Raw genomic sequence first — 20,483 nt, 5'->3', positions numbered from 1 at the left:
CCGGCGGTACGTGAGAGCCCTCGTGGCCGACCGGGCCGGACCGGTGAGGGACCCTCGAGCCGACCGGGCCCGGCCGGGCAGGTGAGGGACCTCGACGGCGCCCTCGGCTAACCGGACGTGCCGAAGAACTCCGCCAGCACCGGGGCGAGCGCCTGGGGATCCACCATGTGGGTCTGGCCCTCCAGCGTGCGGTACGACCCGTTCGGCGCGGCCTTCGCGATGGTCCGCGCCGCCTCGCGCATCCACGCGGGGCTCGCGTCGCCCGCGACGGACAGCAGCGGCACGGACAGCGCCGCCAGCCGTTCGCGGGGCACCCTGCCCCCGCCCATCGCGGCGTCGTCGTACGCGAGGGTCGGAGCGAGGGCTTCCATGCCGGGCCAGGCGTGGGACATGCGCACTCCGGCGATCATCTCCGGGGGCGTGCCCACGAGGGCCAGGAACAGTTCGACCGCGTCACCGCGACGGCCCTGGCCGAGCAGTTCGGTCAGCCGCCCGGTGTACTCGGACCGCTGCTTGGCCGCCACCTCGTCCACGGCGAACGGCGTCTCGTAGACGGCGACTTCGCGGACGGGCAGCCCGCTCGCGGCCGCCTCCAGGGCCAGCGCGCCGCCCGACGAGATGCCGTAGAGCGCCGCGCTGTCCCCGAAGGCCTCGATCAGCACCGCGATGTCCTCGATCTCCCGGGCCACCGAGAAGGGCGCCGTGTCGCCGCTGCCGCCACGGCCCCGCCGGTCGTAGGTGACGGCGCCGAAGCGGTCCGAGAGGGCCTCGGCGAGGGGCGCGAGCGTGGCGCCCGTGCACATGGCGCCGCCCACCAGCACGACCGTCGGGCCGTCACCGTGGCGTTCGTACGCGATGGGCGTCCCGTCGCGCGAGATCGTCTTGTTGTCCATGCCTGTAGAGACTGCCGGGCCGGCGCGAACTCATCGCGTCACCACGCCCGCGTCCGCCCGGATCTCAGGACACGTCCGCCTCGTAGAAGCAGAGGTGGTCCTTGATCCCGGCGACGTCGGGCTTGGGATCGGGGTAGGCCCACACGAGATCGGCCGCTCCGGGACGCGACCAGTAGGACGCGGTGCCCTTGAAGGGGCAGTACGTGTGGGTGTCGGAGGGCGTCAGCAGCTCCAGACGGACGTCCTCGGGCGGGATGTAGTAGCGGACCGGACAGCCCGTCTCGCGCAGCACCAGGGGGCGGTCGCTCTCCGCCAGGACCTGGCCGCCGTGCACGACGCGGACATGGCGCGTGCCTTGCTCGATCGTGATCGTGTGTCCTTCAGCCATACCGGGAAAGCGCTCGCGGGCCCCGGATCCTTCCCGCGTACGGTGAAGTCATGAACATCTGTGTCTTCCTCTCCGCCGCCGACCTCGACGACCGCTACACGCGCCCCGCCCGGGAGTTCGCCGAACTCCTCGGCAAGGGCGGCCACACGCTCGTGTGGGGCGGCTCCGACGTCGGGCTGATGAAGGTGGTCGCCGACGGCGTGCAGGAGGCGGGCGGGCGCCTGGTGGGTGTCTCCGTGGACTTCCTGGCCGCCAAGGCCCGTCCGGGCGCCGACGAGATGGTCGTCGCCCGTGACCTGGCCGAGCGCAAGGCGCTGCTGCTGGCGAAGGCCGACGCGGTGGTCGTCATGGTCGGCGGCACCGGCACGCTCGACGAGGCGACCGAGATCCTGGAGCTGAAGAAGCACGGGAAGACCGAGAAGCCCGTGGTCCTGCTCAACACGGCCGGCTTCTACGACGGCCTCAAGGAGCAGTTCCGGCGGATGGACGCCGAGGGCTTCCTGCCGCGCCCCCTCACCGACCTGGTGTTCTTCGCCGAGGAGCCGGTGGGTGCGCTGGCCTACCTGGAGGAGAGCGTCGGCACCCGCTGAGGCGCGGCAGGCGCCCGCCGAGGTGCCGGGCGGGCGGTTCGAGACCGGCGCCCGGTGATGCGAGCATGGCGTCCATGCCTACACATGTGATCACCGGGGCCGGTTCCGGCATCGGCGCGGCCGTCGCCCGCCGTCTGCACGCGCGCGGGGACGAACTCGTGCTCCACGCGCGCGACGCCGGCCGCGCCAAGGAACTGGCCGCCGCGTTCCCCGGGGCGAAGACCCTGGTCGGCGACCTGGCGGACCCCGACAAGCTCTCCTGGGCGTTCTCCCACCAGTCGCTCCCCGGCCAGGTCGACTCGCTGCTGCACGTCGCGGGCGTGGTCGACCTCGGTCCGGTCGGCGAACTGACCCCGAAGTCCTGGCGCCATCAGCTCAACGTCAACCTGATCGCCCCCGCCGAGCTGACCCGCCACTTCCTGCCCCAGCTCCGCCTGGCCCAGGGCCACGTGCTCTTCGTGAACTCCGGCGCCGGTCTGAACGCCCACGCCGACTGGTCCGCCTACGCCGCCTCCAAGCACGGCCTGAAGGCCCTCGCCGACTCCCTGCGCCACGAGGAGCACGCGGCCGGGGTCCGGGTGACCTCCGTGTACCCCGGCCGCACCGCGAGCCCCATGCAGGCCAAGGTCCACCAGCAGGAGGGCAAGGAGTACGACGCCTCGAAGTGGATCGACCCCGAGTCGGTGGCGACGACGGTCCTGATGGCGCTCGACCTGCCCCGGGACGCCGAGGTCAACGATCTGACGGTGCGCCCGGGCGGCTGATCTCCGCGCGGGATTCCGTAGGCTTCCGGGGTGAGCGAAAACAGCGAGTTCAGGTTCGGTCCCGCCACCGGGGTCGGGTCCATGCCGGGCGGGGACGCGCGGGAGGCCGCCAAGACCGTCACCGGTTCCTTCGAGGACTTCCCCTTCCTCGCCGAACTGCCCGCGCGCGGGCCCGGGGCGGACATGATCGGCCGGACCGCGGGGATGCTCGTCGAGCTGTACGCGCGCGTGGAGCCCAGCGGCTGGCGTTTCGGGGACCGGCCGGGCCGGGACACCAAGCGGGCCAGGTCGTGGCTGGGGGAGGACCTCGACGCCCTGGAGGAGTTCACCCAGGGCTACGAGGGCCCCCTCAAGGTGCAGGCCGTCGGTCCCTGGACCCTGGCCGCCTCCCTGGAGCTGAGGAACGGCGAGTCCGCCCTCTCCGACCCCGGCGCCTGCCGCGACCTCGCCGGCTCGCTCACCGAGGGACTGCGCCTCCACCTCGACGACGTCCGCCGGCGGATCCCCGGGGCCGAGGTCGTCCTCCAGCTCGACGAACCCTCCCTCGTCGCCGTGCTCCGCGGTCAGGTGCCGACCGCCAGCGGCTACCGCACCCACCGCGCGGTCGACCGTCAGATCGCCGAGGCCACGCTCCGGGACGTCGTCGGCGCGAACGGGGACGGTCCCGTCGTCGTCCACAGCTGCGCGCCGGACGTCCCCTTCGCCCTGCTGCGCCGGGCGGGCGCGGCGGCGGTCTCGTTCGACTTCGCCCTTCTCACCGAGCGTGACGACGAAGCGATCGGGGAGGCGGTCGAAGGCGGCACCCGTCTGTTCGCCGGTGTCGTCCCCGGCGTGGACGTCCCATTGTCGGACCCTGCCGGTAGCGTCATGGGTGTCAGGACGCTGTGGCGCAGGCTGGGGCTGCGGCCGGGTCTTCTCGCGGAGGCGGTCACGCTCACTCCGTCGTGCGGACTCGCGGGGGCCTCCCCCGACTTCGCGCGCAGGGCGCTGGCCCACTGCGTCCGGGCGGCGAGATCTCTCGCGGACAACCCTGAGTAACGGGAGGACACAACGGTGGCCGGCGACATGCACGCAGAGCCCACATCGGTACCCGCCGAGGCGCGGGAGCGGCACGCCCGGCTCGCCGAGGAGATCGAGGAGCACCGCTTCCGGTACTACGTGAAGGACGCCCCGGTCGTCAGCGACGCGGAGTTCGACACGCTGCTGCGTTCCCTGGAGGCGCTGGAGGAGGAGTACTCCGAGCTGCGGACGCCGGACTCGCCGACCCAGAAGGTCGCGGGGGCGTACGCCACGGAATTCACCTCGGTCCAGCACCGGCAGCGGATGCTGTCGCTCGACAACGCCTTCACCGACCTGGAACTGGCCGCGTGGGCCGAGCGCGTGGCCAAGGACGTGGGCGCCTCCGACCACCACTTCCTGTGCGAGCTGAAGGTCGACGGCCTCGCCGTCAACCTCACGTACGAGCACGGCCGTCTCACGCGCGCGGCGACCCGCGGCGACGGCCGTACGGGCGAGGACATCACGCCCAACGTCCGTACGATCACGGAGATCCCGGACCGTCTGACCGGCGGTCACGTCCCCGACCTCGTCGAGATCCGCGGCGAGGTCTACTTCCCGATGGAGAAGTTCGAGGAGCTCAACGCCCGGCTGGTGGAGGCGGGCGACAAGCCCTTCGCCAACCCCCGCAACGCGGCGGCCGGTTCGCTGCGCCAGAAGGACCCGCGCGTCACCGCGACCCGCCCGCTCCACATGGTCGTCCACGGCATCGGCGCCCTGGAGGGGTTCGAGGGCCTCGGCCGGCTCTCCGAGGCCTACGGCCTGCTGCACTCCTGGGGACTGCCGACCACGCGGTACGCCAAGGTGGTCGACGGCCTCGACGGCGTACGGGAGTTCATCGCGTACTACGGGGAGAACCGACACTCCGTGGAGCACGAGATCGACGGGGTGGTCGTCAAGCTCGACGAGATCCCCCTCCAGGGCCGGCTCGGCTCCACCGCGCGCGCACCACGCTGGGCGATCGCCTGGAAGTACGCGCCCGAGGAGGTCAACACCAAGCTCGTCAACATCCGTGTCGGCGTGGGCCGTACGGGCCGGGTCACGCCGTACGCGCAGGTCGAGCCGGTCACGGTCGCGGGCTCCGAGGTCGAGTTCGCCACCCTGCACAACCAGGACGTGGTGAAGGCCAAGGGCGTGCTCATCGGGGACACGGTGGTGCTGCGCAAGGCCGGTGACGTCATCCCCGAGATCCTCGGACCGGTCGCCGACCTGCGCGACGGCACCGAGCGGGAGTTCGTGATGCCGGCCGAGTGCCCCGAGTGCGGTACGGCGCTGCGGCCCATGAAGGAGGGCGACGTGGACCTGCGCTGCCCGAACGCCCGGTCATGCCCTGCCCAGTTGAGAGAGCGGGTCTCCTATCTCGCCGGACGGGAATGCCTTGACATCGATCATTTCGGCGATGTGGCCGCGGCGGCGCTGACCCGTCCGCTGGCGCCCACGGCCCCGCCGCTCGTCGACGAGGGCGACCTCTTCGACCTCACGATCGAGCGGTTGCTGCCCATCAGGGCGTACGTCCTCGACCAGGCCAGCGGTCTGCCCAAGCGCGACCCGAAGACCGGCGAGGAGAAGATCGCCACGGTCTTCGCCAACCAGCAGGGCGAGCCGAAGAAGAACGCGCTTGCCATGCTGGACAAGATCGCCGAGGCGAAGGGCCGTCCGCTCGCCCGTTTCATCAACGGACTCTCCATCAGACACGTGGGCCCGGTGGCCGCCGAGGCGCTGGCCCGCGAGTTCCACTCCATCGACCGCATCGAGCGGGCCACCGAGGCGGAGCTCGCCGCGGTCGACGGTGTCGGCGGGATCATCGCGACGTCGCTCAAGGAGTGGTTCGCCGAGGACTGGCACCGCGAGATCATCCGCAAGTGGAAGGCGGCCGGCGTCCGGATGGAGGACGAGGGCGCGGGCGAGGACGAGGGACCCCGTCCGCTCGAAGGCCTCACCGTCGTGGTCACGGGCACGCTCGAACACCACACGCGGGACGGGGCGAAGGAGGAACTGCAGAGCCGTGGAGCAAAGGTGACCGGCTCTGTTTCGAAGAAGACATCCTTCGTCGTGGTGGGCGACAATCCCGGCTCGAAGTATGACAAAGCGATGCAGTTGAAGGTTCCGGTGCTGAACGAGGAGGGCTTCGCCGTCCTGTTGGAGCAGGGACCGGACGCGGCGGCGGAGGTCGCGCTTCCGATCGAGGAATAGCGGTTGAAGACCACCCGTTCGGCGCATATCGGTGACATGCGGGTGACCAGGTCGCATTCGGGCAACCGTCGACGACCGCTGCCCGTGGAAGCCTTCCGCGGCCTACTGTTGACGTGTGCGCCCGCCGTGCCCGGCCTCGGCCGGCGCATCCCTCGCTCCTCACGAGCCGGGGGAAGGGTTTTCCACGCGGCCACCGTTGGCGGTTGTCGCCGGCAACGGATCATGTGGCGTGGGCACCGCCGGCAGTGAGAGGGACGGGAATGGAACCGACCGAGAGCGCCGCTCCCGACTCACGGCTGCGCCTGCGCCGGACGACCGGCGCATGGCTGACCGGCCTGCGGTCGGGACGGCCTTCGGAGCGCGCCGCCCGGAGCGGGCTCGGCGCCGCGCCGCTCCCCGTTCCCACCGGTCCCGGCGCTCTCACCGCCGAGCGCGGCACCGGCCTGCCCGGCCAGGACCCCGAACGCCAACTGTCCTGGCCCGCGCTGCCGTCGGCGGTCGTGGCCACGGCCGCGTTCGTCCTGGGCGCCGGCTTCTACCGGGCGTTCAGCGGTCACCACGCCCTCTTCCCCTGCGGCGCCGTCGGCTGGGCGCTGGCCCTGCTCACCGGCGTCATCGTCGGTCACCTGGTCGCCCTCGGCCGTGCGCGCTGGTGGGGCGGCACCGGTTCCGGCGCCGCGCTGACCCTCGCGGTCCTGCTGCTGTACGGCTGGGTCCCGGCCGGCATGGTCAGTCTCACCGTCGTCGTCCTGGTGGGCACGGCCCGCCGCAACCGCTGGCGCCAAGCCGTCATGCACGGCGCCGCCGACATCCTCGGGATCGGTGCCGGAGCCCTGGTCCTCGCGTCGTTCGGGCGGTTCCCGAGCGTCGAGACGCCCTGGGTCCCCGACACCTGGACGTTCTACACCGCTCCCCAGCTCGTCCTGGTCGCCGGCGCCTATCTCGCCGTCACCCGTGTCCTGCTCTGGTACCTGAACACGCCGGTCGGGGGCCTGCCCACCGTCGCCCGTACGGCCCTGGTCAGACACGGGCTCGTCGCTGTGGCGCTGCTCGGCATCGCGCCGCTGATCTGTGTCGTGGCGATGGCCCAGCCCACGCTGCTGCCCCTGTTCTCGATCCCGCTGATCGCCCTCGACTCCACCCTGTGGATAGCCCGCGCGCGGGCCGAGGAACAACTGCGCGACCCGCTGACCGGACTGCCGAACCGTCAGTGGCTGCTGGAACGCACCTGGACGGCCCTGGACGACGCCGAGCGCATCGGCGCACGCTCCGCCCTCATGCTCATCGACCTGGACCGCTTCCGTTCGGTGAACGACACGCTGGGGCACCTCGCCGGTGACCGGCTGCTCCTCCAGATAGCCGACAGGCTGCGGCTCGCACTGCCGCGCGGGGCGGAGGCCGCGCGGCTCGGCGGAGACGAGTTCGCCGTCTTACTGCCGGTCACGGACTCCACCACGTCGGCCACGCGGGTCGCCCGCAATCTCGTCGCCACCCTCGGCTCGCCGCTCGACCTGGACGGGCTCACCCTCGTCCTGGAGGCCAGCGCCGGGCTCGCCGTCTTCCCCGACCACGCGCTCGACGCGGAGGGGCTGCTGCGCCTGGCGGACATCGCGATGTACCAGGCGAAGCGGGACCGCACGGGCGTGGAGGTGTACGAGTCCAAGAGGGACTCCAACACCCCCGACCGGCTGGGCCTGCTGGGCGATCTGCGCCGGGCCCTGGACACCGGCGACGTCGAACTGCACTACCAGCCCAAGGTCCGCTTCGACGGACAGGTGGCCGGTCTCGAGGCCCTGGTGCGCTGGGTGCATCCCGAGCGCGGGAAGGTTCCGCCGGACGAGTTCATCGCCATCGCCGAGTCGTCCGGGCTGATGCCGCACCTCACCGAGTACGTCCTGGAGACGGCCCTCGGACAGGTCGCGCGCTGGCGGGCACAGGGCCTGTACGTGCCGGTCGCGGTGAACGTGTCGCCGCGCGACGTGCACACCCCGGGGTTCGCGGGCGCCGTCGCCGCCCGGCTGGCACGGCACGGAGTGCCCGCGGGAGCGCTCCAACTGGAGATAACGGAGCACGTGCTCCTGGAGGACCCGCAGCGTGCCGCCGACACCCTGGCGGCGCTCACCGGGCACGGCGTGAAGATGTCGCTGGACGACTTCGGCACCGGGTACTCCTCCCTGGTCCATCTGCGCCGGCTGCCGGTCAGTGAGCTGAAGATCGACCGTTCGTTCGTCGCGCGGCTCGCCGTGGACACCGAGGACGCCGAGATCGTGCGGTGCACCGTCGACCTCGCCCATTCGCTGGGGCTCCTCGTCGTGGCGGAGGGCGTCGAGGACGACGAGACGTGGGAGCGGTTGCGGGACCTGGGCTGTGACGCCGTCCAGGGGTGGCTGGTCGCCGCGGCGATGCCTCCGGAGGAGGCCACGGCGTGGCTGCTGGCCCGCGGTTCCCGCGGCTGGCAGCGCCCGCGGGCCGCCCTCCCGGCCGCCGAGTAGCTCCGGCCTCCGGCCGGTTCTCTCCCCCTCACGCACCACCCGTGCCACTCTCCCGGCAGCATCGGCCCCACGTGGTCCCTTCCCACCGCAGGCGGCGTGATGGCCGCCGACGGCGGGAGGCCGAGCGGGAGGGCCGGGCCTGTCGGCGGACGGTGAACGGGTGGTGCGCGGGTGGGAGACGTCCGGCCGGAGGCCGGGGAGTCGGCGTGCCCCGGCAAACCCGGGCGCGGGCATCGGCCCGGGCCCCATAGGATTGGGCCAAACCACACCGCACTCACCCCAGAGGATCGCTGCATGCCTGGCATCACGCGCGAGGAGGTCGCCCACCTCGCACGGCTGGCGCGTCTGGAGCTGAAGGGCGAAGAGCTCGACCACTTCGCAGGCCAGCTCGACGACATCATCGGCGCGGTCGCCCGCGTCAGCGAGGTCGCCGACCAAGACGTACCGCCGACCTCTCATCCGCTGCCGCTGACGAACGTCATGCGCGCGGACGAGGTCCGTCCGTCGCTCACCCCCGAGCAGGCGCTCTCCGGCGCCCCGGCCCAGGAGCAGCAGCGTTTCAAGGTGCCGCAGATCCTGGGGGAGGACTAATCACCATGACGGACACCAACGTCAACATCATCAAGCTCACCGCGGCCGAGATCGCCGGGAAGATCGCGGCCGGCGAACTCACCGCCGTCGAGGTCACCGAGGCGCACCTCGCCCGGATCGAGGCCGTCGACGAGAAGGTGCACGCCTTCCTGCACGTCGACCGTGAGGGCGCCCTCGCCCAGGCGCGTGCCGTGGACGCCAAGCGGGAGGCCGGCGAGAAGCTCGGCCCCCTCGCCGGTGTGCCCCTCGCGCTGAAGGACATCTTCACCACCGAGGGCATCCCGACCACGGTCGGCTCGAAGATCCTCGAGGGCTGGATCCCGCCGTACGACGCGACGCTCACCAAGCGGCTCAAGGCCGCCGACGTCGTCATCCTCGGCAAGACCAACATGGACGAGTTCGCCATGGGGTCCTCGACCGAGAACAGCGCGTACGGCCCGACCGGCAACCCCTGGGACCTCACCCGGATCCCCGGCGGCTCGGGCGGCGGCTCCTCCGCGGCCCTCGCCTCCTACCAGGCGCCCCTCGCCATCGGCACCGACACCGGCGGTTCCATCCGCCAGCCGGCCGCCGTCACCGGCACGGTCGGCGTCAAGCCGACGTACGGCGCGGTCTCCCGCTACGGCATGGTCGCCTTCTCGTCCTCCCTCGACCAGGGCGGCCCCTGCGCCCGTACGGTCCTGGACGCCGCCCTGCTCCACGAGGTCATCGCCGGGCACGACCCGCTCGACTCGACCTCCATCGACGCCCCGGTCCCGCCGGTCGTCGAGGCCGCCCGCAACGGCAGTGTGACGGGCATGCGCGTCGGCGTCGTCAAGCAGTTCCGCGGCGAGGGCTACCAGGCCGGTGTCGTGCAGCGCTTCGACGAGGCCGTCGCCGTGCTCAAGGAGCTCGGCGCCGAGATCGTCGAACTGGACTGCCCGTCCTTCGACCTGGCGCTCTCCGCGTACTACCTGATCGCCCCGTCGGAGTGTTCGAGCAACCTCGCCCGCTTCGACGGCCTGCGCTACGGCGCGCGCGTCGGCGACGACGGCACGCACTCCGCCGAGGACGTCACCGCGCTGACCCGTGAGGCCGGCTTCGGCCCCGAGGTCAAGCGCCGCATCATGCTCGGCACGTACGCGCTCAGCTCCGGCTACTACGACGCGTACTACGGCAGTGCCCAGAAGGTCCGCACGCTCATCACGCGCGACTTCGAGAAGGCGTTCGAGCAGGTCGACGTGATCGTCAGCCCGACCACGCCCACCACCGCCTTCCCGATCGGCGAGCGCGCCGACGACCCGATGGCGATGTACCTCGCGGACCTGTGCACCATTCCGACCAACCTGGCCGGCAACTCCGCCATGTCGCTGCCCTGCGGTCTCGCCCCGGAGGACAACCTCCCGGTCGGGCTGCAGATCATCGCTCCGGCGCTGAAGGACGACCGTCTGTACAAGGTCGGAGCCGCCGTGGAGGCCGCCTTCGTGGAAAGGTGGGGGCACCCGTTGCTTGAGGAGGCTCCGTCGCTGTGAGCAAGGCAATGTCCAAGGCCAAGGGCTTCAAGAAGTCCAAGTCCGGCACGTATCTGTCCATGGCGGGCACGGTGTTCGGCGCCCTCGGCGTCGCGAAGCAGGTCAAGAAGGCCCGCAAGGAACACGACACGCTGCGCCTCATCGACGCGGCCGTGTCCGCCGCCGCCATCGTCACCGGCCTCGCCATCCTCTACCGGGAGCTCAAGCGCCTGGGCGACGACGACGTCCTGCTGGGCTGAGAGGGAAGTTTTCACCGTGACCACCACGATCGACCTGGTGTCGTACGAGGACGCACTCGCTACGTACGACCCCGTCATGGGCCTCGAGGTCCATGTCGAACTCGGCACCAAGACGAAGATGTTCTGCGGCTGTTCGACCGAGCTGGGCGCCGAGCCCAACTCGCAGACCTGCCCGACCTGCCTCGGCATGCCCGGCGCCCTCCCGGTCGTCAACGCGACCGGTGTCGAGTCCGCCATCAAGATCGGCCTCGCGCTGCACTGCGAGATCGCCGAATGGTGCCGCTTCGCCCGGAAGAACTACTTCTATCCGGACATGCCGAAGAACTTCCAGACCTCCCAGTACGACGAGCCGATCGCCTTCAACGGCTATCTGGACGTCCAGCTGGAGGACGGCGAGGTCTTCCGCGTGGAGATCGAGCGCGCCCACATGGAGGAGGACACCGGCAAGTCGCTGCACGTCGGCGGTGCCACCGGCCGTATCCACGGCGCGTCCCACTCGCTGCTCGACTACAACCGGGCGGGCATCCCGCTCATCGAGATCGTCACCAAGCCGATCGAGGGCGCGGGCGAGCGTGCTCCCGAGGTCGCCAAGGCGTACGTCGCCGAGCTGCGCGAGCTCATCAAGGCGCTCGGTGTCTCCGAGGCCCGTATGGAGCAGGGCCAGATGCGCTGCGACGTGAACCTCTCGCTGCGCCCGCACGGCCGCGAGAAGTTCGGCACGCGCTCCGAGACGAAGAACGTCAACTCCCTGCGTTCCGTCGAGCGGGCCGCCCGCTTCGAGATCCAGCGCCACGCCGCGGTGCTGAACTCCGGCGGCACGATCATCCAGGAGACCCGCCACTTCCACGAGGACACCGGGTCCACGACCTCGGGCCGCGTGAAGGAGGAGGCCGAGGACTACCGGTACTTCCCGGAGCCCGACCTCGTCCCCGTCGCCCCGTCCCGTGACTGGGTCGAGGAGCTGCGTGCCGGACTGCCCGAGCAGCCGCTGGCCCGCCGCAACCGGCTGCGCGAGGAGTGGGGCGTGAACGCCCACGACATGCAGTCGATCCTCAACGCCGGTGCCATCGACTCGATCGTCGCGACGATCGAGGCCGGTGCCGACTCCGCCTCCGCCCGCAAGTGGTGGATGGGTGAGCTGGCCCGCAGCGCCAACGAGTCGGGCAAGGCCCTGGAGGACCTGCCGATCACCCCGGCGCAGGTCGCCCGGGTCGCCGAGCTGGTCGCCGCCGGTGATCTGAACGACAAGCTGGCCCGTCAGGTCATCGAAGGCGTCCTCGCCGGCGAGGGCACCCCCGACGAGGTCGTCGACAAGCGCGGCCTGAAGGTCGTCTCGGACGAGGGCGCGCTGACCGCCGCCGTCGACGAGGCCATCGCCGGGAACCCGGGCATCGCCGACAAGATCCGTGGCGGCAAGGTCCAGGCCGTCGGCGCGCTCGTCGGCGCGGTCATGAAGGCCACCCGCGGCCAGGCCGACGCCGCGCGCGTCAAGGAGCTCATCCTGGAGAAGCTGGGCGCCTCCGAGGGCTGAGATCCGGGTTTTCCCACATCCCAGGGGGTGCATCGCAACCGATGCACCCCCTGGGGTCTGTGTCAGCGTGCTCAGGTCAACGCGCTACGCTCGCGCGCCATGAGTGGAAGCACCGACTCCGAGACGCACGACCGCACGACGCAGGGCCAGGAAGAGCGGGACCGGGAAGCACGGGATCAAGAAGCGCAGGGCCGGAAGAAGCAGGGCCAAGCGAAGCAGGACCAAGAAGAGCAGGGTCAAGAGGAGCAGGACCAAGAGGAGCAGGGTCAGGGCCGGCCGGAGCGAGCGGGGCCGGAGCCGGAGGAGTCGGCGCGGGGCGAGCGGGACCGGGGCGAGGCGGACCCCGACGATCCGCGTCCCGGGAGCCAGGGCCCTGACGATCCGGGCTCCGACGATCCGCGCCCGGACGATCCGGGCCCCGGGATCCAGGACTCCGACGGTCCCGACCGCGAGGATCGCCAGGACCGCGGGGGCCCCGAGGACGGCGGCCCGGAGGATCCCGACGACGACGAGGATCCGGACCCGGAGGTGCGCCGGGCGCGCTGGACCGCAGTCGCGACGGGGGTGCTGCTGACCGTCGCCGGACTCGCCGCGTCGGTGATGCGCTCCGCCGGCTCGGGGACCGCGCTCATACCCCTCTCCTATGCCTCGGGGGCCGTCCTGTGCGCCGGCGCGTCGGCGCTCGGGGCCAAGGGCCGCACCCGGCGGGCGCTGTGGCTGATGATCGCCGGCGTGATGGTCATGGCTGTGGGTGACCAGCTCGACTGAGCTGTGGCCGGTGGGGTGACAGGGGCCACACGCATGTGCTGTGACGTCGGACGCAACCCTGTGAGTAAGCCCACGAATGCGACAAAGGATCATTTCAGGCTGTAAGAGTGATGACGCATTAGTCATGTGTTCTTTGCGGGCGGTTCCCGATAAAGATCCACAAATCCCCCAGGGAGCTCGCTCGTGGCAGCCCTTGCACGGTGGTGCGTCCAGCATCGCCTCGTCACCGTACTGCTCTGGCTTCTGGCCTTCGGCGGTGTGACCGCGGCCGCTGCCGTGACGGGCTCCGCGTACTCCAACGACTACGAGGTCCCCGGCACCGAATCGGGCCGCGCGACGCAGCTCCTGAACAGCGGCTTCCCCGGCCTCGGCGGCGACAGTGACACCGTTGTCTGGCACACCGGTTCGGGCACCGTGCGCTCCGCCGACGTCGAACAGTCGATGACCCGCGCCCTGGACAAGATCGAGAAGCTCCCCGGAGTGGCCTCCGTCGACAGCCCGTACACGCACCAGGGATCGGGCCGGATCAGTCAGGACGGCCGGACGGCGTACGCGACCGTCACCTTCGCCGACCGGGCCGAGAACCTCGACAAGGGCGAGGTCGAGGCCGTCGTCGACGCCGCGAAGGCCGCCGAGGCCAAGGGGCTCGACGTCGAGCTGGGCGGCACCGCCATCTCCCTCACCAAGGCGTCCGGCGGGCACATGGCCGAGATCGTCGGCGTGGCCGTGGCCGCCGTGGTCCTCTTCCTCGCGTTCGGCTCGCTCGCCGCCTCCATGCTGCCCATCGCCACCGCCCTGGTCGGCGTCGGCACCGCGTACTTCGGCATCGTGCTCCTCGGACACGCCATGACCGTCGCCGACTTCGCCCCCATGCTCGGCATGCTGGTGGGCCTCGGCGTCGGGATCGACTACGCGCTGTTCATCGTGACCAGACACCGGCGCGGCCTCAAACGCGGACTGCCGGTGGCCGAGGCGGCGCAGAACGCCGTGGCCACCACCGGACGCGCGGTCGTCTTCGCCGGTGCCACCGTCTGCATCGCCCTGCTGGGCATGCTCATCCTGCGGCTCAACTTCCTCAACGGTGTGGCGATCGCCGCCTCCCTGACCGTCGTCCTCACCGTCGCGGCCTCCGTGACGCTGCTGCCCGCGCTGCTGTCCTTCATCGGTCCGCGCGCGCTGAGCCGCCGTGAGCGGCGACGCCTGGAGGAGCACGGGCCCCAGCCGGAGATGGCCACGGGGTTCGCCGCCCGCTGGTCCGCCTTCGTGGAGCGCCACCCCAAGCTGCTCGGTGCCGTGGCCGTCGTCGTGATGGCCGTGCTCGCCCTGCCCACGCTCTCCCTCCACCTGGGCACGTCCGACCAGGGCAACGACCCGAGGACGACGACCACCCGGCAGGCGTACGACCTGATCTCGGAGGGCTTCGGTCCCGGAGTGAACGGGCCCCTGACCCTCGTCACCAAGGTCGGCGGCGCCGAGGACCGGCTCGCCCTGGACAACCTGGACGCCACCCTGCGCACCACCGAAGGCGTCGCCTCGGCGACCCCGGTGACGTACAACGGCACCGGTGACACCGCCTTCCTCACCGTCGTCCCGGCCTCCGCGCCGCAGTCCCAGAAGACCAGCGACCTGGTGGACCGGCTGCGCGCCGACGTCCTGCCGCGCGCCGAGTCGGGCACCTCCCTCGACGTACAGGTCGGCGGTGTCACAGCGAGCTACGACGACTTCGCGGACGTCATCATCGGCAAGCTCCCGCTCTTCGTCGGTGTCGTGATCAGCCTCGGCTGCGTCCTGCTGCTGCTCGCGTTCCGCTCGATCGGCATCCCCCTCAAGGCCGCGGCCATGAACGTCGCCGCCGTCGCCGCCGCCTTCGGAGTCGTCGTCGCGATCTTCCAGTGGGGCTGGGGGAGCGAACTGCTCGGTCTCGGCCGCGCGGGCCCGATCGAGCCGTTCCTGCCCGTGATCATGGTGTCGGTGCTCTTCGGGCTCTCCATGGACTACCAGGTCTTCCTGGTCAGCCGGATGTACGAGGAGTGGCTGGAGACCGGCGACAACCGGCGCGCGGTCCGCGTCGGCCTCGCCGAGACCAGCCGGGTGATCAACTCCGCCGCCGTCATCATGATCTCGGTCTTCCTCGCCTTCGTGCTCAGCGGCGACCGTGTCATCGCGATGTTCGGGATAGCCCTCGCCGCCGCCGTCGCCCTGGACGCCTTCGTCCTGCGCACGCTCCTCGTCCCCGCCCTCATGCACCTGCTCGGCGACGCCAACTGGTGGCTGCCCCGGGGCCTCGACCGGAGACTGCCGCGCATCAGCATCGAGCCGCCCGAGTGCCGCGCCGCGCATGAGAGGCTGGCCGAGGCCACGGACGCCGAAGCGGCCGACGTACTGGGCCGCGGGGCGGCCGGCGCCGGAATCCTGGACGCCGGAATCCTGGACGCGGAGACGACGGACGCCGAGACGAAGGACGCCGGGGGCGCCGACGTGACGACGAAGGAGCGGTGACGGGATGTACGCGATATCCCTGGGCGACGACGGAGCCGTACTGCGGCCCCTGGAGCCCTGGCACGCCGAGGAGTTCCTCGCCCATCTGGACCGCGGGCGCGAGTTCATCGGGCAGTTCATCCCCTTCGGCTCCGGGTCCACGGACGTACCGTCCGCGCGGGCTCAGCTCCAGAGGTACGCCGACATGCGCCGCGCCGACACCGGGTCCCTGCACGGCCTGTGGCTGGACGGGAAGCTCGTGGGCGGTGTGCTCTTCCTGAACTTCGACGCGGACCAGGGCAACTGCGAGGTCGGCTGCTGGCTGGAACCCGCCGCCTCCGGGCGGGGTCTGGTCACCCGCGCGATGCGGATCCTCATCGACTGGGCGGTCGAGGAGCGCGGGATCCACCGCGTGGAGTGGGTCGCCGCGGCGGGCAACGTCCCGAGCCTGAACGTGGCCCGGCGCCTCGGCATGAGCCGGGACGGCGTGTTCCGGGAGAAGCACACCCACCACGGGGTCCGGCACGACCTCGAGGTGTGGTCCCTGCTCGCGCCCGAGTGGCGTGCCGCACGCGCGGACGCCGCCCACAAGGATCATTAAGGAACCTCTCAGACGGCATCCGTACGGTGCCCGCATGGGAACCAAGACAGTTGACGAGGCCGGGGCCGAGACCGGCACCGAGGCACAGCGCGACGAGCGGACCGAGGACGCCACCGAGGCCGGTACGGCCGGGGCGTCCACGGACGAAGCGACCGGGACCCCGGCCGGGGCCGGGGAGCGGGACGAGGACCCGGCCGAGGGGGACGAGGCCGACGAGGACCTCGCCGGCCTCGATGACACCGGCGCGGTCCGGGACGCCGGTGTCGGCCAGGGTGCCGCCGCCGTGGTGTCCGCCGGACTCGGCGTGGTGTCGCTGACCGGCAGCTGGGTCGCCACCGTGGCCGCCGCCCGGGAGACCCTGATCGGCCAGCTCCAGACCTCGTCGTCCGCGAGCGTGGCCACGCAGGTCAAGGAGGTCTACGGCGACGCCTGGGCGACCACCGCGCTGGTCGGCGGCCTCTTCGCGCTGGCCGCGCTGATCGTCGGCGTCGTCGTGCTGGTCCGGCCCGCGTTCGGCGCCCCCGGCAAGCCGCAGGCCGCCTGGATCAAGTCCGTCGCCTGGGCGGGCGTCTCGCTCGGCGTCGTAGGACTGGTGCTGGCGGTCGCCAAGTACTCCGACATCCTCCTCGGACTGCCCTCCACCAGCTGAATCCGGCAGCGCCGGCACCACCGACGAACGACGACTCAGAGGGGCCTTAGGGCCGGCGCGGGAAACCGGCCGCCGCCCTAAGGCCCTTCGCGTTCCCAAGATGCGGAACTCTCCCGATGTGGCGCACCCCCCTGGGAGACGAAGGTTGAGGCATCGCGAACGAGCGAGACCGAAACCGACGCTTCACGAGGGGTACAAGATGTTCGAGTTCGAGCTCCAGCAGATCCGGTCCGAGGAACTGATCCGCAGGGCCCAGACCTACCGGCTCGCCCGGGAGGCCGCGAGCGGCCGCCGGGCCGCCCGCCGCGCCGCCGCTCTCCGGTCCGCACAGGACGGCACCGAGGAACGCGCCCATAGCGGGCGCCCCCGCCGGCACCGGTCGGCCCGCACCGCATGACGGCCGGGGCGCCCGTGGACGGCCGGGCACCGTCCGGCCGTCCAGGGGCTGTGCGGGACGGCGCCCCCGCGGCGGCCGGCCGTCTCCCACCGGGCGGCGGCCGGCCGACGGGCGGGCCGCCGGCCGCCGTCCCGACGACCGGTGCCCCCCTGTCGGACCCCTGTGCCATGCTCGGGCCCGTGGAGACCAGGTCCGTCAGCCCGGTGTTCGTCGGACGCGCCGACGAACTGGAGGTGTTGAACGACGCGCTCGCCCGCGCCGCCGCCGGGGGAGAGCCGCAGGCGTTCCTGCTCGGCGGCGAGGCCGGCGTCGGCAAGACCCGCTTCCTGGAGGAGTTCTCCGCCGCCGCCACCCGCGAGGGCGCCGTCGTCGCCTTGGGCGGCTGCGTCGAGATCGGCGCCGACGGCCTCCCCTTCGCCCCCTTCTCCACCGCCCTGCGCGCCCTGCGCCGCGCCCTGCCCGGCCAACTCGCCGCCGCGGCCGCCGGACAGGAGGAGGAACTCGCCCGCCTCCTGCCCGAGCTCGCGCGGACGACCCGGGGACGGCAGTACGAGGAGGACGGCATGGCCCGCCTCTTCGAGCTCACCGCCCGCCTCCTGGAACGGGTCGCCGCGGACCGCACGGTCGTCGTCGTCCTCGAAGACCTGCACTGGGCCGACGCCTCCACCCGCCATCTGCTCGCCTACCTCTTCCGCACACTGCGCAGCGGCCGTCTCGTCGTGATCGCCACCTACCGCGCCGACGACATCCACCGCCGTCATCCGCTGCGCCCCCTGCTCGCCGAGCTCGACCGTCTCCGCACGGTCCGCCGCATCGACCTGGGCCGCTTCAACCGCGCCGAGGCCGGCCGCCAGATCGCCGGAATCCTCGCCCGCGAACCCGACACCGCCCAGGCCGACGAGATCTTCGCCCGCTCCGACGGCAACGCGTTCTTCGTCGAGGAACTCGCCGTCGCCGGCCGCGAAGGCTGTCCCACCGGACTCACCGACACCCTGCGCGACCTGCTCCTCGTCCGCGTCGAAGGACTGCCCGAGAGCGCCCAGCGGGTCGCCCGGATCGTCGCCGAGGGAGGCAGCGCCGTCGAGTACCCCCTGCTCGCCGCGGTGGCACGGCTCGCCGAGGACGACCTCATCGAGGCCCTGCGCGCCTGCGTCGGCGCCAACATCCTGATCGCCTCGCCCGGCGGCGACGGCTACCGCTTCCGCCACTCCCTGGTCCGCGAGGCCGTCAGCGACGACCTGCTGCCCGGCGAACGCTCCCGCTTCAACCGCCGCTACGCCGAGGCCCTGGAGGCCGACCCGGCGCTCGTACCGGCCGACGAGCGCGTCACCCGGCTGGCCAGCTACTGGTACCACGCCCATGACGCCGCCAAGGCCCTGCCCGCCGTCCTCGACGCCTCGGTCGAAGCCCGCCGCCGGCACGCCCACTCCGAGCAACTGCGGCTCCTGGAGCGGGCGATGGAGCTGTGGGAGACGGTCCCCGGCACCGTACGGGCCGAACTGCGCCCCATGGACTACGTGGAGGCCTACCCCCCTCCCCTGCCCGAGGGACACGGGGAGACCTCCGACGGCCGCGGCTCCGCGGCCGCACCCCTGAGCTACCTGGACCTGATGGCCGAGGCCGCCGTCGCCGGCCGGCTGTGCGGGGAACGCGAACGTGCCCTGAAGACGACCGGACGGGCGCTGCACCTCCTGGAGGACGCGGGCGACCCGCTGCGCGCCGCCTGGTTCTGGATCCAGCGCTCCCGGCTCGTCCAGGCGCAGGTCCGCGGCGACGGCTGGAAGGAACTCGCCACCGCCCAGGACCTGGTGCGCGGTCTGCCGCCCTCCCAGGTGCACGCCGAGGTCCTGTCCATGGTCGCCGCCTGGTGCATGGTGCACCAGCCGGGCCACGGCGCCCTCTCCGCGGCCGAACGCGCCGTGGAGTACGCGCACATGGTGGGCGCCCGGGACACCGAGCTGAACGCCCGGCTCACCCTCGGCGGGCTGATGGTCGACGCGGGGCAGATCGAGGACGGGCTCGCGGAGATGTACCGGGTCAGGGAACGGGCGAACCGCCAGGGCGCCGCGTACGTCGTGGGCCGTCTGCACATCAACCTGCCCTCCCACCTGGAGTCGGTGGGCCGCTCCCGCGAGGCCGTCGCCATCCTGCGCGAAGGCATAGAACTCGCCTGCCGGAACGGACTGTTGGACACCCAGGCCTGGGTCTGGGGCAACCTCTCCGAATCGTTGTACGCGCTCGGCCGCTGGGACGAGGCCGCCGAGGCCGCCCGCAACGCCCTGGCCATCGGACTCGGCGGCAAGGCCTCCGGGGTGGGCGCGTCCCGGCTCGCGCCCGTGGCCCTGGCCCGCGGCGACCTCGCCGAGGCGGGCCGCCGGCTGACCGCCGCCCGCGACCACTTCGGCAGCCACGACCCGATGCCCCAGCACATCCTGCCGCTGCTGTGCACCACCATCGGCGTCGCCGCGGGCGAGGGCCGCTTCCTCGACGCCCGTACCGCCCTGGACGAGGCACTGGCCGAGGGCTTCCCGCCCGGCACCCAGCGCTACGCCTGGCCGCTGCTGCTGGCCGCCGTCACCGCGGAGGACGGGGCCCGCGGCCTGCCCGTCGCCGCCCCCGGCCGCGCCCCGGCCCTGGAACGCATCCGCACGGCCGCGCGGACCCTGGCCACCGGAGCGCCCGTGTGGCTCGCCCACGCCGCATGGGTGAGTGCCGAACTCCGGCGGGCCGACGGCGCGGGCACCCCGGACCAGTGGTCGGAGGTGGTCGAGGCACTCGAACCCCTGGAGCGCCCCTACGACCTCGCCCGGGTCCGCCTCCGCCTCGCCGAGTCCCTGCTGCTCACGGGCGCGGACGACGACGAGCGCGCCCGGGCCGCGGAACTCCTCCGGCTGGCGGGCGCCGCCGCCGGACACCTCGGCGCCCGCCCGCTCGGCGACGCGGTCGCGCTGCTCGCCCGGCGTGCCCGCCTCGCCCTGGAGCACACCGGTGAACGGTCCCGGACCGCTCCCGCCGACCCCGCGGCCGCGTTCGGTCTCACCAGCCGCGAGCGCGATGTCCTGCGTCTGGTCGCGGCCGGGCGCAGCAACCGCCGGATCGCCGAGGAACTCTTCATCTCCCCGAAGACGGCCAGCGTCCATGTCTCGAACATCCTGGCCAAGCTGGACGTGTCGGGACGGGGGGAGGCGGCCGCGCTGGCCCACAGGCTGCGGCTGTTCCCGGCGGACACCCCGGCCGCCCGAGCGGCCGGCTGAGCGCGCGCCCGTGAGGGAAACCGGCCCAGGGCTTGTCAGTCAGGCCGGAGGGCCGGGCCGTGTTCGCCGCGGCCGCCCCCGGCCCGCC

At 72.2% G+C, this 20,483-nt stretch carries 17 protein-coding genes; 15 read left to right on the top strand and 2 right to left on the bottom strand.

The window, feature by feature from the left end; genetic code table 11:
- Positions 1-107: 107 nt before the first annotated feature.
- Both ACFYW9_RS13750 and ACFYW9_RS13745 read right to left on the bottom strand, forming a co-directional pair.
- Positions 108-893 (bottom strand): alpha/beta fold hydrolase, encoded by a 786-nt coding sequence (locus tag ACFYW9_RS13750; protein ID WP_389148813.1) that lies wholly within the window; start codon positions 891-893, stop codon positions 108-110.
- Between the two features lie 64 nt (positions 894-957).
- Positions 958-1,281 (bottom strand): DUF427 domain-containing protein, encoded by a 324-nt coding sequence (locus tag ACFYW9_RS13745; protein WP_389148810.1) that lies wholly within the window; start codon positions 1,279-1,281, stop codon positions 958-960.
- 50 nt (positions 1,282-1,331) lie between these two features.
- On the opposite strand from ACFYW9_RS13745, the gene ACFYW9_RS13740 reads away from it, so the two are divergent.
- The 15 genes from ACFYW9_RS13740 to ACFYW9_RS13670 all read left to right on the top strand — a co-directional run bounded on the left by ACFYW9_RS13740 (position 1,332) and on the right by ACFYW9_RS13670 (position 20,395).
- Positions 1,332-1,871, top strand: coding sequence for a TIGR00730 family Rossman fold protein (locus ACFYW9_RS13740; protein ID WP_351872168.1), 540 nt, complete (start codon positions 1,332-1,334; stop codon positions 1,869-1,871).
- A gap of 74 nt (positions 1,872-1,945) precedes the next feature.
- Positions 1,946-2,635, top strand: a complete 690-nt coding sequence (locus ACFYW9_RS13735; protein WP_389148806.1) for an SDR family oxidoreductase — start codon at positions 1,946-1,948, stop codon at positions 2,633-2,635.
- 30 nt (positions 2,636-2,665) lie between these two features.
- Entirely contained in the window at positions 2,666-3,673 is a 1,008-nt protein-coding gene (locus tag ACFYW9_RS13730; RefSeq protein WP_389148803.1) for a methionine synthase, read from the top strand.
- Between the two features lie 15 nt (positions 3,674-3,688).
- Complete coding sequence (gene ligA / locus ACFYW9_RS13725) at positions 3,689-5,884, top strand: NAD-dependent DNA ligase LigA (protein WP_389148800.1); 2,196 nt, start codon at positions 3,689-3,691, stop codon at positions 5,882-5,884.
- Between the two features lie 260 nt (positions 5,885-6,144).
- Positions 6,145-8,376, top strand: coding sequence for a putative bifunctional diguanylate cyclase/phosphodiesterase (locus ACFYW9_RS13720; protein WP_389148796.1), 2,232 nt, complete (start codon positions 6,145-6,147; stop codon positions 8,374-8,376).
- A 294-nt stretch (positions 8,377-8,670) separates the two neighbouring features.
- The gene (gene gatC, locus ACFYW9_RS13715) at positions 8,671-8,967 is read left to right on the top strand and encodes an Asp-tRNA(Asn)/Glu-tRNA(Gln) amidotransferase subunit GatC (RefSeq protein ID WP_015036350.1); all 297 of its coding nucleotides are present in this window, start codon (positions 8,671-8,673) and stop codon (positions 8,965-8,967) included.
- 5 nt (positions 8,968-8,972) lie between these two features.
- Positions 8,973-10,478: an Asp-tRNA(Asn)/Glu-tRNA(Gln) amidotransferase subunit GatA gene (gatA, locus tag ACFYW9_RS13710; protein WP_351872153.1), complete on the top strand. Its 1,506-nt coding sequence runs from the start codon at positions 8,973-8,975 to the stop codon at positions 10,476-10,478.
- A gap of 8 nt (positions 10,479-10,486) precedes the next feature.
- A complete protein-coding gene (locus ACFYW9_RS13705; protein WP_389148964.1) occupies positions 10,487-10,717 on the top strand; it encodes a hypothetical protein in 231 nt (76 codons plus the stop codon).
- Between the two features lie 16 nt (positions 10,718-10,733).
- Positions 10,734-12,248: an Asp-tRNA(Asn)/Glu-tRNA(Gln) amidotransferase subunit GatB gene (gene gatB / locus ACFYW9_RS13700; RefSeq protein ID WP_389148792.1), complete on the top strand. Its 1,515-nt coding sequence runs from the start codon at positions 10,734-10,736 to the stop codon at positions 12,246-12,248.
- A gap of 99 nt (positions 12,249-12,347) precedes the next feature.
- Entirely contained in the window at positions 12,348-13,016 is a 669-nt protein-coding gene (locus tag ACFYW9_RS13695) for a hypothetical protein (RefSeq protein WP_389148789.1), read from the top strand.
- Between the two features lie 183 nt (positions 13,017-13,199).
- The gene (locus tag ACFYW9_RS13690) at positions 13,200-15,515 is read left to right on the top strand and encodes an MMPL family transporter (RefSeq protein ID WP_389148786.1); all 2,316 of its coding nucleotides are present in this window, start codon (positions 13,200-13,202) and stop codon (positions 15,513-15,515) included.
- A gap of 4 nt (positions 15,516-15,519) precedes the next feature.
- Positions 15,520-16,095 carry a GNAT family protein gene (locus tag ACFYW9_RS13685; protein WP_351872142.1) on the top strand — a complete coding sequence of 192 codons (576 nt, stop codon included), beginning with the start codon at positions 15,520-15,522 and terminating at the stop codon, positions 16,093-16,095.
- A gap of 34 nt (positions 16,096-16,129) precedes the next feature.
- The gene (locus tag ACFYW9_RS13680) at positions 16,130-16,744 is read left to right on the top strand and encodes a hypothetical protein (RefSeq protein WP_389148781.1); all 615 of its coding nucleotides are present in this window, start codon (positions 16,130-16,132) and stop codon (positions 16,742-16,744) included.
- 199 nt (positions 16,745-16,943) lie between these two features.
- Positions 16,944-17,141, top strand: coding sequence for a hypothetical protein (locus tag ACFYW9_RS13675; RefSeq protein WP_328447831.1), 198 nt, complete (start codon positions 16,944-16,946; stop codon positions 17,139-17,141).
- Positions 17,142-17,308: 167 nt separating this feature from the next.
- Complete coding sequence (locus ACFYW9_RS13670) at positions 17,309-20,395, top strand: AAA family ATPase (protein WP_389148777.1); 3,087 nt, start codon at positions 17,309-17,311, stop codon at positions 20,393-20,395.
- Positions 20,396-20,483: the final 88 nt, after the last annotated feature.

The organism is Streptomyces sp. NPDC002698, from assembly GCF_042888945.1.
Taxonomy (GTDB): Bacteria; Actinomycetota; Actinomycetes; order Streptomycetales; family Streptomycetaceae; genus Streptomyces.
This window is presented reverse-complemented; position numbering and strand designations above follow the sequence as displayed.

Bases quoted from the DNA above. Each gene is read 5' to 3' on its own strand.
- ACFYW9_RS13750 (WP_389148813.1), bottom strand. From the start codon at position 893: ATGGACAACAAGACGATCTCGCGCGACGGGACGCCCATCGCGTACGAA.
- ACFYW9_RS13745 (WP_389148810.1), bottom strand. From the start codon at position 1,281: ATGGCTGAAGGACACACGATCACGATCGAGCAAGGCACGCGCCATGTC.
- ACFYW9_RS13740 (WP_351872168.1), top strand. From the start codon at position 1,332: ATGAACATCTGTGTCTTCCTCTCCGCCGCCGACCTCGACGACCGCTAC.
- ACFYW9_RS13735 (WP_389148806.1), top strand. From the start codon at position 1,946: ATGCCTACACATGTGATCACCGGGGCCGGTTCCGGCATCGGCGCGGCC.
- ACFYW9_RS13720 (WP_389148796.1), top strand. From the start codon at position 6,145: ATGGAACCGACCGAGAGCGCCGCTCCCGACTCACGGCTGCGCCTGCGC.
- gatC (WP_015036350.1), top strand. From the start codon at position 8,671: ATGCCTGGCATCACGCGCGAGGAGGTCGCCCACCTCGCACGGCTGGCG.
- gatA (WP_351872153.1), top strand. From the start codon at position 8,973: ATGACGGACACCAACGTCAACATCATCAAGCTCACCGCGGCCGAGATC.
- ACFYW9_RS13705 (WP_389148964.1), top strand. From the start codon at position 10,487: ATGTCCAAGGCCAAGGGCTTCAAGAAGTCCAAGTCCGGCACGTATCTG.
- ACFYW9_RS13695 (WP_389148789.1), top strand. From the start codon at position 12,348: ATGAGTGGAAGCACCGACTCCGAGACGCACGACCGCACGACGCAGGGC.
- ACFYW9_RS13685 (WP_351872142.1), top strand. From the start codon at position 15,520: ATGTACGCGATATCCCTGGGCGACGACGGAGCCGTACTGCGGCCCCTG.
- ACFYW9_RS13680 (WP_389148781.1), top strand. From the start codon at position 16,130: ATGGGAACCAAGACAGTTGACGAGGCCGGGGCCGAGACCGGCACCGAG.
- ACFYW9_RS13675 (WP_328447831.1), top strand. From the start codon at position 16,944: ATGTTCGAGTTCGAGCTCCAGCAGATCCGGTCCGAGGAACTGATCCGC.
- ACFYW9_RS13670 (WP_389148777.1), top strand. From the start codon at position 17,309: ATGCTCGGGCCCGTGGAGACCAGGTCCGTCAGCCCGGTGTTCGTCGGA.